This window comes from Streptomyces sp. NPDC030893 (assembly GCF_055571535.1).
This window is the reverse complement of record NZ_JBVIFC010000006.1, coordinates 107,382-121,256: the sequence shown is the minus strand read 5'-3', so window position 1 is coordinate 121,256 and position 13,875 is coordinate 107,382. Positions and strand designations below refer to the sequence as shown.

Annotated in this window: 6 protein-coding genes; 2 read left to right on the top strand and 4 right to left on the bottom strand. The window is 73.6% G+C overall.

Features of this window, described 5'->3' with window-relative positions:
* Positions 1-90 precede the first annotated feature (90 nt).
* The 4 genes from ACZ434_RS14625 to ACZ434_RS14610 form a co-directional block, all read right to left on the bottom strand.
* Positions 91-1,503, bottom strand: coding sequence for a dipeptidase (locus ACZ434_RS14625; RefSeq protein WP_468455515.1), 1,413 nt, complete (start codon positions 1,501-1,503; stop codon positions 91-93).
* A 10-nt stretch (positions 1,504-1,513) separates the two neighbouring features.
* Positions 1,514-5,050: a UvrD-helicase domain-containing protein gene (locus ACZ434_RS14620; RefSeq protein ID WP_468455513.1), complete on the bottom strand. Its 3,537-nt coding sequence runs from the start codon at positions 5,048-5,050 to the stop codon at positions 1,514-1,516.
* 100 nt (positions 5,051-5,150) lie between these two features.
* A complete protein-coding gene (locus ACZ434_RS14615) occupies positions 5,151-8,513 on the bottom strand; it encodes an ATP-dependent helicase (RefSeq protein WP_468455511.1) in 3,363 nt (1,120 codons plus the stop codon).
* A gap of 257 nt (positions 8,514-8,770) precedes the next feature.
* A complete protein-coding gene (locus ACZ434_RS14610; RefSeq protein ID WP_468455508.1) occupies positions 8,771-9,157 on the bottom strand; it encodes an MGMT family protein in 387 nt (128 codons plus the stop codon).
* A gap of 186 nt (positions 9,158-9,343) precedes the next feature.
* On the opposite strand from ACZ434_RS14610, the gene ACZ434_RS14605 reads away from it, so the two are divergent.
* Entirely contained in the window at positions 9,344-12,073 is a 2,730-nt protein-coding gene (locus ACZ434_RS14605) for a lysylphosphatidylglycerol synthase transmembrane domain-containing protein (protein WP_468455506.1), read from the top strand.
* Positions 12,074-12,188: 115 nt separating this feature from the next.
* Positions 12,189-13,736 (top strand): alpha/beta hydrolase, encoded by a 1,548-nt coding sequence (locus tag ACZ434_RS14600; protein ID WP_468455504.1) that lies wholly within the window; start codon positions 12,189-12,191, stop codon positions 13,734-13,736.
* The last annotated feature ends 139 nt before the right edge of the window (positions 13,737-13,875 follow it).

Sequence of the window (13,875 nt, the reverse complement as noted above, 5' to 3'; positions counted from 1 at the left end):
GCGGGAGGGAGCGGTTCCGGCGCGGCGCGGTGGCGGCGGGCCGTTCCGGTGTGTCCCGCGCGGGCGTCGGGTTCGGACGGCGTGGGGCGGTCAGGGGGCGTGCCGCCAGTGCTCGGCGAGGTCGCTCCACAGGTAGGCGCTGGTCTCGACGCCCTTGAGCAGCAGGTCCAGCTCGACCTTCTCGTTCGGGGCGTGCCAGCCGTCGGACGGGACGGAGATGCCGAGGAAGAGCACCGGTGCGCCGAGGACGTCCTGGAGGTCGGCGGCCGGGCCGGAGCCTCCCTCGCGCGTGAACAGGACGGGTTTGCCGAAGGCACGGCCCATCGCGCGGACGACGGACCGCAGGGCGGGGTGGTCCAGCGGGGTCAGGCAGGGCCGGGTGGCGGGGCTGAAGGAGATCTCGTGGCGGATGCCGTCGGGGAGCTGCCCGGGCACCCAGGCGCGGACGGCGTTCGCCACGTGCTCCGGGTCCTGGCCGGCGACCAGCCGGAAGGAGAGCTTCACCATGGCGGTGGACGGGACGATCGTCTTGCTGCCGGGGCCCTGGTAGCCGCCGCCGATGCCGTTGACCTCGGCGGTGGGGCGTGCCCAGACGCGTTCCAGGGTGCTGTATCCGGCTTCGCCCCGGGTGCCGTGCGACTTGGCGGTGCGCAGCCATCGGTCCTCGTCGAAGGGGAGCGCGGCGAAGAGTTCGCGTTCCCGGTCGGTGAGTTCGATGACGCCGTCGTAGAAGCCGGGGACCGCCACGCGTGCGTGCTCGTCGTGCAGGGCGGCCACCAGGCGGGCGGCGGCGGTGGCCGGGTTGGGGACCGCGCCGCCGAAGGAACCGGAGTGGATGTCCTGGTCGGGGCCGTACAGCCGGATCTCGCACTCGGCGAGGCCGCGCATGCCGGTGCACACCGTCGGGGTGTCCTCGGACCACATGCCGGTGTCGGAGACGATCACGGCGTCGGCGGCGAGCCGGTCCGCGTGCTGTTCGACGAGTGACCGGAAGTGCGGGGAGCCGGATTCCTCCTCGCCCTCGATCAGCAGTTTGAGGTGGACGGCCGGGGTGGTGCGGCCGGTGGCGGCGAGGTGGGCGCGGACGCCGAGGGTGTGGAAGAAGACCTGCCCCTTGTCGTCGGCCGCACCGCGCGCGTGGAGGCGGTTGCCGCGGACGACGGGTTCGAAGGGTTCGGTGTCCCAGCCGTCCTCGCGGGCGGCCGGCTGCACGTCGTGGTGGCCGTAGACCAGCACGGTGGGGGCTGCGGGGTCGGCGGAGGGCCACTCGGCGTAGACGGCCGGGGCGCCGGGCGTGTGCCAGACCTCGGCGGTGGGGAAGCCGGTCTCCTTGAGCTTGGCCGCGAGCCAGTCGGCGCTGCGGCGCACGTCGGGCGCGTGGTCGGGCTGGGCCGAGACGGACGGGATGCGCAGCCACTCCGCGAGGTCGTCGAGGAAGGCGACCTTGTGCTGCTCGATGTACGTACGGACGGCGCTGACGGCACTGTCAACGGGCTGGCTCATGGTCTCGAGCCTATCGGCCCGCGGGGGTGTCCTCGGAGTGCGGTATCTCACCGGGGGGCTCTTCGAGCAGCAGCCGCTCCAGCCCGTCGCGGCCGGGCAGGGAGCGCGGACGGACCACCTCGCCGGTGCGTACGTACAGGAAGGCGGCTGTGACGGATTCCACCTCGATTCCCTGCTGCTCGGCCCAGGCGAGCCGGTAGACGGCGAGCTGGAGCGGGTCGGCGGTGCGGTCGCGGCCGGTCTTCCAGTCGACGATCTCGTACGTCGTGCCGTTCTCGCCGTCCTCCTTGTAGACGGCGTCGATGCGGCCGCGGACGATCCGGCCGGCGATCGACAGCTGGAAGGGTGCCTCCACGCGGTGGGGGGTCCGGTGGGCGTATTCGGTGCGTTCGAAGGCTTCCTTGAGGGCTTCCAGGTCGCGTTCGTCGTCGATCTCGGCGTCGCTGCCGGGCAGCTCCTCGGGGCCGAGCAGGGGAAGGGTCAGTGCCTCGAAGCGTGCCTCGATCCAGGCGTGGAAGCGGGTGCCGCGGCGGGCGGCGGGCTGGGGCGGGCGGGGCATGGGGCGGGCCAGTTCCTGGGCGAAGCCGTCGGGGTCCTCGGCCAGGCGGAGCAGTTCGGAGGCGGTCAGTGAGGCGGGGAGGGGGACCTCGGTGACGCCCGCGCGGGTGCGCAGCAGTTCTCCGGTGAGGGCGTCGAGGTCGCGGTCCCAGGAGGCGACGGTGCGGGCTTCCTCGGGTGTGAGCGGGGGCTCTCCCGGCACGCGGGCGGGCCGGTTCTCCTCCGCGCGGGGGCGTCCGGTGGCTTCGGGGGCCGTCGCCTGGTGGGGGACGGTGGGGCGGGTGGCGGACCAGGAGTCCCAGTCGTCCGGGCCGGCGTCGGCGAAGGGGTCGTCGCCGGGGAAGGGGTCTTCCGCGGGGTGGGGGTCGCCGCCGGGGAAAGGGTCTTCCGCGGGGTGGGGGTCCTCGTCGTCCGGGGGCGGTGGCCAGTCCGGGTCGTCGTAGGTGTCCGGGTCGTGTACGGCCGTGGCGGGGGCGTCCGGCGGGCCGGTGAGGCCGTCCAGGTGGGCGAGGACGGTCTCGGCGGCCGCGCGGCGGCGGGCGAGGGCGGCGTCGTCCAGGGGCAGCGGCCACGCGTGGTCGTCGCCCGCGCGGTGCAGGGCGGGGTTCTCCTCGTCCTCGGCGGGTTCGTCCGCCCACGCCTCGATCTCGCCGTACCCGGCGGCGCAGTGCTCGTGGAGGGCGTGGAGGAAGTCGGAGGGTCCGCGGGGCCTCTTCTGGCTGGGCCCCCACCAGTGTCCGGAGCCGAGCAGCAGGGAGCGGGGGCGGGTGAAGGTGACGTAGCCGAGGCGGAGCTCCTCGGTGTGCTGGTGGTCCTTCATGGCCTCGTGGAAGGCCTTCAGGCCCCTGGAGTCCCAGGACGGGACGTCGGGCAGGGTGTCGGCGTCGCCGCGCAGCGCGTGCGGCAGGACTCTGCCCTGCGCGGTCCACTTCTCGCGGCCCTGGCCGCTGGGGAAGGTGCCGGTGACCAGTCCGGGGACGGCCACGACGTCCCATTCGAGGCCCTTGGACTTGTGGGCGGTGAGCACCTTGACGGTGTTCTCGCCGCCGGGGAGTGCGTTGTCGAGGCCCTTCTCGTACTGGGCGGCGGTGCGCAGGAAGCCGAGGAAGGCGAGCAGGGTGGCCTCGCCGTCGCCCGCGGCGAAGGAGGCGGCGATGTCGAGGAAGTTGGAGAGGGTTTCGCGCCGGCGGGCGGCCAGCGCGTGCGGGGAGGCGGACAGTTCGACCTCCAGGCCGGTGACGGCGAGGACGCGGTGCAGGACGTCCATGAGGGGGTCGTCGAGGGAGCGGCGCAGGTCGCGCAGTTCCGCCGCGAGGCGGGCGAAGCGCACGCGGGCGTCCGGGGAGAAGGGCAGGCCGTCGTCGTCCCCGCGGCCGTCCAGGGGGGTCTCCAGGAACGTGTCGAGGGCATCGGCGAGGGAGATCACCTCGGCCGGGTCGACTCCCTCGACGGCTTCGGCGAGCCGCCGGTCGGGGTCGTCGTCGCCGTCCACGCGCGTGTGGGAGACGAGTCTCCTCGCGCGGCGGCCCAGCAGGGCGAGGTCGCGGGGGCCGATGCGCCAGCGGGGGCCGGTCAGCAGCCGGACGAGGGAGGCGTTGGCGCCGGGGTCCTGGAGGACCTCGCAGACGGCGACCAGGTCGGCGATCTCGGGGAGGTGGAGCAGCCCGGACAGGCCGACCACCTCGACGGGGACGTCCCGGGCGACCAGGGCGCCCTGGATCTCGGCGAAGTCGGTCGCCGTGCGGCACAGGACGGCGATCTCGCCGGGTGCCTTGCCGGTGTTCACGAGGTGGGCGATGGAGTCGGCGATCCAGTCGATCTCCTCCGCGTGGGTGGGCAGCAGGGCGCAGCGGACGGTGCCGTCGCGTTCCGCGCCCGGGGCCGGGCGGAGGGCCTCCACGCCCGCGTGCAGGGCGCGCAGGGGTTCGGCGAGGCCGTTGGCGAGGTCCAGCAGGCGACCTCCGCTGCGGCGGTTCTCGCTGAGCGACTGGCGGGTGGCGGGGCGGCCGTCGGCGTGGGCGAAGTGTTCGGGGAAGTCGTCGAGGTTGGCGACGGAGGCGCCGCGCCAGCCGTAGATGGCCTGGCAGGGGTCGCCGACGGCGGTCACGGGGTGGCCGGTGCCGTCGCCGAACAGGCCGGCCAGCAGGACGCGCTGGGCAACCGAGGTGTCCTGGTACTCGTCGAGGAGGACCACGCGGAACTCGTCGCGCAGGACGCGGCCCACCTCGGGGACGGCGGCGAGCCGGGCGGACAGGGCGATCTGGTCGCCGAAGTCGAGCAGGTCGCGTTCGCGTTTGGCCGCCCGGTAGCGCAGCACCAGGCCGGCGAGTTCGCGTCGTGCGGCGGCCGCCTCGGGGACCTTGCGCAGGTCGGCGTTGGTGAGCTTGAGCTTCTCCAGGGTGCGCAGCAGTTCGTCGTCGTGGGCGCGCAGGTCGTCGGGCCGTACGAGGTGTTCGGCGAGCTCGCCGTCGAGGGCGAGGAGGTCGCCGACCAGGTCGGGGAAGGAGCGGGTGAGGGCCGGGTAGGGGCCGGGGGCCTCGCGCAGGACGCGCGCGGCGAGCTGGTAGCGGGTGGCGTCGGCGAGCAGCCGGGAGGTCGGTTCGAGGCCGATGCGCAGTCCGTGGTCGGTCAGCAGGCGCCCGGCGAAGGCGTGGTACGTGGAGATCACCGGCTCGCCCGGGGGGTTGTCCGGGTCGATGGCGTCCGGGTCGGTGACACCGGCCTTGATCAGGGCCTTGCGGACACGTTCGGCGAGTTCGGCGGCGGCCTTGTTGGTGAAGGTGAGGCCGAGCACCTGTTCGGGGGCGACCTGGCCGGTGCCGACCAGCCACACCACGCGGGCCGCCATCACCGTCGTCTTGCCGGATCCCGCTCCGGCCACGATCACCTGCGGGGCGGGCGGCGCGACGATGCAGGCCGTCTGCTCCGGGGTGAACGGGATCCCGAGGAGCTCCTTGAGCTGGTCGGGATCGGTGATACGGGCGGGCACACGGAGAATCTAACGGCGCGCACTGACACCGAGGGCCGGCCGAACCGGTCGGACGGGAAGAACCGCAGGTCGGCACGGGTGGTGCGATGCGTCACGCCGGTCATTCGACGACGTGCCGGCCCTCGGGGCGGGCGCTGCACGAGGCGCGGAAGGCGCAGTGGGCGCAGTGCTGGCCCGCGGTCGGGGCGAACCGTTCGTCGAGGACCTTGCCGGCGGCCGTGGCCAGCAGGTCGCCGATCCACTCCCCCTCCGGTGGCTCCTGTGCCTGCACCTTGGGCAGGGTCTCGCCGCCGTCCCGCTTGGCGGCGCCCTGACGCAGCTGGACGAGTTCGGCACCGCCCGGTTCGGGGCGCTTGCCGTCGAAGACCTCGTCGACGGCGCCCTGGCCGACGGCGAGCTGGTAGACGGCGAGCTGGGGGTGGCGTTCCACCTCCCTGGCGCTGGGCGCCTGTTTGCCGGTCTTGAAGTCGACGACGTACGCGCGTCCCTCGCCGTCGGCCTCCACGCGGTCCATCTGGCCGCGGATGCGCACCCGGTAGTCGCCCGCTTCGAGGGTGATGTCGAAGTCGTGCTCGCTGGCCACCGGGGTGCGTCCGGTGCGGTCCATGACGTGCCATTTCAGGAAGCGTTCGAGCGCCGCGCGCGCGTTCTCCTTCTCCTGCGACGACTTCCAGGGCGCGTCGAAGGCGAGCGCGTTCCACACCGAGTCGAGGCGCTCCATGAGGACGGCGAGGTCGGCCGGGGTGCGCCCGGAGGCCACCTCGTCGGCCAGCACGTGCACCACGTTGCCGAAGCCCTGGGCGGCGGTGGCGGGGGCGTCGGCCTTCACCTCGCGGCCCAGGAACCACTGGAGGGCACAGGTGTTGGCCAGCTGGTCGAGGGCGCTGCCGGAGAGCACGACGGGCTGGTCGCGGTTGCGCAGCGGCACCTTGCTCTCCGTCGGTTCGAGCATGCCCCACCAGCGGTAGGGGTGAGCGGAGGGCACGAGCGGGCGTCCGTCCTCGTCGGCGAGGGCGGCGAGCCGGGCCAGCCGCTGGGCGGCGGCCCGGCGGAGGGGGTCGGAGACCCGGGGGTCGACCGTGGTGGCGCGCAGTTCCGCGACCAGCGCGGCGACGGCCAGGGGCCGACGGGGGCGTCCGGTGACGTCCTTGGGCTCGACGCCGAGCTCGGTCAGGAAGCGGGAGGGCTGGTCGCCGTCGTCGGCGGGGGCCTTCACGGCCGTCACGACGAGACGCTCGCGCGCGCGGGTGGCGGCGACGTAGAAGAGCCGGCGTTCCTCGGCGAGCAGCGCGCCGGGGGTGAGGGGCTCGGCGAGTCCGTCGCGGCCGATGCGGTCGGCTTCCAGCAGGGAGCCGCGGCGCCGCAGGTCCGGCCAGAGGCCCTCCTGGACACCGGCCACGACGACCAGGCGCCACTCCAGGCCCTTGGAGCGGTGCGCGGTCATCAGGCGCACGGCGTCGGGCCGGGCGGCGCGTCGGGTGAGGGTGTCGGCGGCGATGTCCTCGGCCTCGATCTCCTCCAGGAAGTTCTGGGCGCCCCGGCCGCCGGTGCGTTCCTCCGCACGGGCGGCGGTCGCGAACAGGGCGCACACGGCGTCGAGGTCACGGTCGGCGTTGCGGCCGGCCGCGCCGCCGCGCCGCGCGGAGCGTTCCAGGCGCTGGGGCCACGGCGTGCCGTCCCACAGGTCCCACAGGGCCTCCTCCGCCGTACCGCCGTCCGCCAGCCGCTCGCGGGCCCGGCGCAGCAGGGAACCGAGCCGCTGGGCGCCGCGCGCGTAGACGGGATCGTGCACGGCGAGCCGCTCCGGTTCGGCCAGCGCCCGCGCGAGCAGTTCGTCCGAGGGGGGCGGCAGCGGGTTGCCCGCGGCCCGCTCCTCCTCGCGCAGGGCCCGGCCGAGGCGGCGCAGGTCGGCGGTGTCCATGCCGGCGAGGGGGGAGGTGAGCAGGGTGAGGGCGGTCTCGGTGGTGAGCCAGCACGCGTCCGTATCGGCATCCGCGCCGGCACCCGCGTCGGCATCGGCATCGGCATCGGCATCGGTACGAGTCGCGGTTCCGGCGTCGTCCCGCCCGCCCGCCTCCGCCGTCGCCACCGCGCGCAGGGCCGTCAGCAGCGGGGCCACCGCCGGTTCGTGGCGCAGGGGCAGGTCGTCGCCGTCGACGTCCACGGGGACGCCCGCCGAGGTGAGGGCGCGGCGCACCGCGGGCAGGGTGCGGGAGCCGGCCCGCACCAGGACGGCCATGTCGTTCCAGGGCACGCCGTCCTCCAGGTGCGCCCGGCGCAGGATGTCGGCGATGTTGTCCAGTTCCGTGCCGGTGGTCGGGTACGTGTAGACCTCGACCCGGCCGCCGTCCCGTACCGGGGTCGGCTCCCGGTGCGCGCGGACCTGCTCGGCGGGGAGCCGGGGCAGCGGCATGCGCCGGGTCACCCGCCGGGTCGCCTCCAGGAGGGCGGCGCCGGAACGCCGGGAGGTGCGCAGCACCTCGACCGGGGCGGGGCGGCCGTCCGCGCGGCGGAACGCGTGGGGGAACTCCAGGATCCCGCCGACGTCCGCGCCCCGGAAGGCGTAGATCGACTGGTCGGGGTCACCGAAGGCGACGAGGGTGCGTCCGCCGGCCAGGGCGTGCAGCAGGCGTACCTGTGCGGGGTCGGTGTCCTGGTACTCGTCGACGTAGACGGCGTCGTACCGCGCGGCGAGCCGCCCGGCGATCTCCGGGCGGCCGGCGAGGAGCACCGCGCGGTGGACGAGTTCGGCGTAGTCGAGGACGCCCTGCAGGTCGAGGACGTCGAGGTACTCGGCGAGGAAGGCGGAGGCGGCACGCCAGTCGGGGCGTCCTATCCGGCGGGCGAAGGCATCCAGGGCGTCCGGGGCGAGGCCCAGTTCGCGACTGCGGGCGAGCACCGCGCGGACCTCGTCGGCGAAGCCGCGGGTGGTCAGGCAGGCGCGCAGCTCGTCCGGCCAGCGCACATGCGCCAGCCCCAGCCGCTCCAGGTCCACCTGGCCGGCGAGCAGCTCACGAACCGTGACGTCCTGCTCGGGGCCCGACAGCAGCCGCAGCGGCTCCACGAAGAGGTCGCTGTCCTGGTGGGCGCGGATCAGCGCGTAGCAGAACGAGTGGAAGGTGGTGGCCTGCGGGGCCTGCGCGGCTCCGATGCGCAGGGCCATGCGGTCGCGCAGTTCGACGGCCGCCTTGCGGCTGAACGTCAGCACCAGGATCCGCTCGGGGTCCTGGCCGCGGGCGATCCGCGCGGCCACGGACTCGACGAGTGTGGTGGTCTTCCCGGTGCCCGGACCTGCGAGAACGAGCAGCGGGCCGGTCGTGTGCTCAACCACGGAGCGCTGTGCGGCGTCCAGTCCAGGGGGGTTCACGTGAGCCGGCGGGGTACGCACCAGTCGGTAAGCGCCACGGTTCCCCCGTCGCACCGGTGGGTGCGACAGGCCGCTGGTGGAGGAAGAGGAGCTCACGTGGTTCGCCGGTCCTGGTGGGTGTGCTGTGGGGCCGTTCGCCGCGCGTGCGGGGCGGTGGGCGGGTGGTGAAGGGGACACGCGCTGCCGACGCTACGCCGGTGAAAACGGCGGAAGCAGACCTTCCGCTTCTTCCCTCCGGTCACTCGCGGCGCACATGTCCCTCACCTCACGAACGTACGTCATGCCGCGGATGTGTCCCATTTCCCCCTCATGGCTCACGGTTCACACGGCAGCGCGCGCGAGGGCGGAAGCTGTCAGGTGTGGCCCTCGGTGTCCCTTGCGCCGTCCCATCGCGCGCGTCTCATGTCGAGCCGCGGCACATGGTCCTGCACGGCCCGGCTCGCCTCCTTCAGGGGCGTGCCCTCCGCGCGGTAGCGGCCGAGGGCTCTCGGTTCGTGGCCCGGCAGCAGCACACCGTCCGCGCGGACGACGCGCCACCACGGCACGGCTCCCCCGTACAGGGCCATCACGCGCCCCACCTGCCGGGGGCCGCCCTCGCCCAGCCACTCGGCCACGTCCCCGTACGTCATGACACGTCCCGGCGGGATCATCTCGGCCACCTCGAGGACCCGCTCGGCGTACTCGGGCAGGGCGTCCGGGCCCCGTGGGCCGCCGCCGGACGGAAGGCTCTCCTGGCTCATCCGGCCCATCCTGCCCCACGCCACCGACAACGCGACGCGCTCACGTGTGCGGCTACGGCTCGCCCCCGGGCAGCGCTTCGGGCAGACTGTGCCGCCCCGCTTTTCGACCCTGATGCCCCCTTGTGCCGATACGGCATGCCACCATCGTGCGGGCGGTGACCGGTGATACGAGATCGAGAAGAGACGATGAAGCAGCAGGGTGCGCATCCCGAGGGCACGGAGGGCGACCCTGACGCCTCGTCGCGCCCGGACACCGCGGACCCCGGCCGCAGCGGGCCCGACTCGGCGCACATCGACGAGGTCGAGGGCGACGAGCCGCTGCTCCCCGCGCGGGTGCACCGGCCGTCCGATCTCATGCGGCTCCTCGGCGGCGTACTCGCCGTCGTGGTGCTGCTGGCGATCGCCGCGTTCGCCCACGGCACGACGTCCGGGCTGGAACAGGACATCACCAAGGGCACCGGGCAGGCGCCCGACCTGCTCATCAAGATCGCCGGCCTGGCCTCCAGCATCGCGATCCTCCTGGTGCCGGTCGCCTTCGCCATCGAGCGGCTGATCAAACGGGACGGGCTGCGGATCGCCGACGGGGTGCTCGCCGCCGTCCTCGCGCACGGTGTGACCCTCGCCACCGACCTGTGGGTGGCACGGGCCGCCCCGGGTTCCATCCAGGAGGCGCTCACCCAGCCCTCTCCCGGCGACGTCCACGCCCTGACCGACCCGGTGCACGGCTATCTGGCCCCGGTCATCGCGTACATGACGGCAGTCGGCATGTCCCGCAGACCCCGCTGGCGCGCGGTGCTGTGGGTCGTGCTGCTCCTCGACGCCTTCTCGATGCTCGTCACCGGGTACACGACCCCGTTCTCGATCATCCTCACGGTATTGATCGGCTGGACCGTCGCCTACGGCACCCTCTACGCGGTGGGATCGCCCAATGTGCGCCCCACCGGGCGCACCCTGATGGCGGGGCTGCGCACCGTGGGCTTCCGCCCCGTGACCGCCTCCCGCGAGGAGGCGCCGGACGCCTCCGAGAGCGGCGACCGCGGGCGCCGGTACTTCGTCACCCTCGAGGACGGTCCGCCGCTGGACGTCACGGTGGTCGACCGGGAACAGCAGGCGCAGGGATTCTTCTACCGCGCGTGGCGCAATCTGGCCCTGCGCGGCTTCGCCACCCGCAGCAGTCTCCAGTCGCTGCGCCAGGCGCTGGAGCAGGAGGCGCTGCTGGCGTACGCGGCCATCGCGGCCGGCGCCAACGCGCCCAAACTGATCGCGACCTCCGAGCTCGGTCCCGACGCGGTGATGCTGGTCTACGAGCACAGCGGCGGGCGCACCCTCGACTCGCTGCCGGACGAGGAGATCACCGACGCGCTGCTGCGCGACACCTGGCACCAGGTACGGGCGCTGCAGTCCCGCCGTATCGCGCACCGCAGGCTGGTGGGCGACGCCATCCTGGTGGATCGTTCCGGCACGGTGATCCTCACCGATCTGCGCGGCGGCGAGATCGCGGCCGGCGAACTGCTGCTGCGCATGGACATCTCCCAGCTGCTGGTGACGCTGGGGCTCAGGGTGGGCGCCGAACGCGCGGTGGCCTCCGCGCTGAGCGTCCTCGGACCCGACGCCGTGGCGGACTGTCTGCCGATGCTCCAGCCCATCGCGCTGAGCCGCTCCACGCGCGGGACGCTGCGCAAGCTGGCCCGCGAGCGTGCCGAACGGGAGCGCGAGGCGGTCCTGGAGGCCTCCCGGCTGTCCAGGCCCGCCCGCGCGGAGCACAGCGGCGCCCACGACGCCGAACGGGCCCTGCCCGACAAGCCCGATCAACCGGACAAGTTCGACAAGCTCGACAAGAAGGCCGTACGCGCGGAGCAGCGGGCCGAGAAGCGGGCCATCGACGACGCGCTGGAGGAGGCGCGCGAGGAGGATCTGCTCAGCCAGATCCGGCACGAGGTGCTGCGGATCCGGCCGCAGGCGCCGGTCGAGCCGGCCCGTCTGGAGCGGGTGCGACCGCGGACGCTGATCAGTTTCATCGCCGGTGCGATCGGCGCGTACTTCCTGCTCACGCAGCTCACCCACATCGAGTTCGGTCCGCTGATCGCGAACGCGGAGTGGGGCTGGGTGGCCGCGGCGGTGCTGTTCTCGGCGGCCAGCTACTTCGCGGCGGCGATGGCCCTGCTCGGGTTCGTGCCGGAGCGGGTGCCGTTCATGCGGACCGTGGCCGCGCAGGTCGCCGGGTCGTTCGTGAAGATCGTCGCCCCGGCGGCGGTGGGCGGCGTCGCGCTGAACACGCGCTTCCTGCAGCGCGCCGGGGTGCGGCCGGGGCTCGCGGTGGCGAGCGTCGGCGCGTCGCAGCTCTTCGGTCTCGGCTGCCACATCCTGATGCTGCTGGCCTTCGGCTATCTGACCGGCACCGAGAAGACACCCTCCCTCTCGCCGTCCCGCACGGTGATCGGCGGCCTGCTCACCGTTGCGGTGCTGGTCCTGGTGGTGACGTCGGTGCCGTTCCTGCGGAAGTTCGTCGTCACACGCGTGCGGTCGCTCTTCGCGGGCGTCGTGCCGCGCATGCTCGACGTACTGCAGCGGCCGCAGAAGCTGATCACCGGCATCGGCGGCATGCTGCTGCTGACGGGGTGCTTCGTGATGTGTCTGGACGCCTCGGTCCGGGCGTTCGGCGACGAGACGACCTCGGTCAGCATCGCCGGTGTCGCCGTCGTCTTCCTCGCGGGCAACGCGCTGGGGTCGGCGGCCCCGACACCCGGCGGCGTGGGCGCGGTCGAGGCGACGCTGACGGTCGGTCTGATCGCCGTCGGGCTCCCCAAGGAGGTCGCCGCACCGGCGGTGCTGCTCTTCCGGCTGCTGACGCTGTGGCTGCCCGTGCTGCCGGGCTGGATCGCCTTCAACCACCTCACACGCAAGGCGGCCCTGTAGCGGTCGCCCCGGTGCGGCGGAGCCCTTTCCGTCCACGGCCCGGTACTGCGCGAGCCCTTACCTCGTACGGCCCGCGTCCCGCGCGTGGCCCTCCGGGCGACCTCAGGATGGGAGCATGCCCCGCCCCTTCCGTCCGCGTGCCGCCGCCCTGACCGTCTGTGCCGTACTGCTGTCCGCCCTGCTCGCGGGCTGCGGCGAGGACGACAAGGGCGAGGACCTGACCCGGCAGCGGCTCGACTGGAAGGACTGCCCTGCCCCCTCCGAGGCCCAGGGCGGCGGCCCTCCCCCGTCCCCTCTGCCTGGCGACAGGGGCGAGTGGAGCTGCGCCACCATGAAGGCGCCGCTGGACTGGGACGACCCCCGGGGCGACACCATCGGCCTCGCGCTGATCCGGGCCCGGTCGAGCGGCCCGCCGGCGGAACGCATCGGCTCCCTGATCTTCAACTTCGGCGGCCCGGGCGGCTCCGGCGTCACCACGCTGCCCGCCTTCGGCGAGGAGTACGCGACCCTGCGCACCCGCTACGACCTGGTCAGCTTCGATCCCCGCGGGGTCGGCCGCAGCGCCCCCGTGATCTGCGGGAGCGACCAGCAGCTCGACGCCCTCTTCCAGCAGGACGCCACCCCGGACGACGCAGCGGAACGCACGGAACTCCTGGACAACACGGAGGAGTTCAACGCGGACTGCGAGGAGAACTCCGAGCGGATGCTGCCGCATGTGCGCACCACGGACGCCGCCCGTGACCTGGACCTGATGCGCCAGGTCCTCGGCGACGAGCGGCTGCACTACTTCGGCATCTCGTACGGGACCGAGCTCGGCGGCGTCTACGCCCATCTGTTCCCCGGGAAGGTGGGCCGTGCGGTGTTCGACGCGGTCGTCGACCCCACGCAGAACCCCGAGCAGAGCGCACTGGGGCAGGCCCGGGGCTTCCAGCTCGCGCTCGACAACTACGCGGAGGACTGCGTCTCCCAGGCCGCGGAGTGTCCCGTCGGGGACAGCGCACAGGACGTGAAGAACCGTATCGCCAGGCTGCTGGAGGACTTGGACGGCAGACCCATCCCGGGGATCTTCCCGCGGGAACTGACCCAGACCGCGGCGACCGGCGGCATCCTCCAGGCGCTGTACTCGCAGGACTTCTGGGCGTTCCTCACCGACGGCCTGGAGCAGGCGTACGACGGCGACGGCACGATCCTGATGCTGCTGTCCGACTCGATGAACGGACGCGGGGAGAACGGCGAGTACAGCAACCTCGTCGCCGCCAACACCTCGATCACCTGCGCCGACGCCAAGCCCCGCTACAGCCCCGAGGACGTGGAACGCAGCCTGCCCGACTTCCGGGCGGCGTCCGGACTGTTCGGTGACTACCTGGCGTGGGGCATGATCGGCTGCACCGACTGGGCGGTGCCGGGTGCCGCCGACCATCCGGACGTGAGCGCGCCGGGTGCGGCCCCGATCCTGGTGATCGGCAACACCGGCGACCCGGCCACGCCGCACGAGGGGGCCCGCGGAATGGTGCGGGCTCTCGGTGAGGGGGTCGGCGTGGAGCTGACGTACGAGGGGCAGGGACACGGCGCCTACAACAGCGGGGACGAGTGCGTGCAGGGCGCGGTGCACGGCTACCTGCTGGACGGGAAGGTGCCCGCGGCCGGGACCGTCTGCCCCTGAGCGGGAGCGCCGGCCGGCGAACAACGACACTGAAACCCGCAGGTCAGAGCGTTATCCACAGGCTGCCGCGGTGGGCGGCGAATCCGCCTACCATGGCACGACCGCCATCCGTGGCACGGTGCGGACGGCAAGCGAGGGG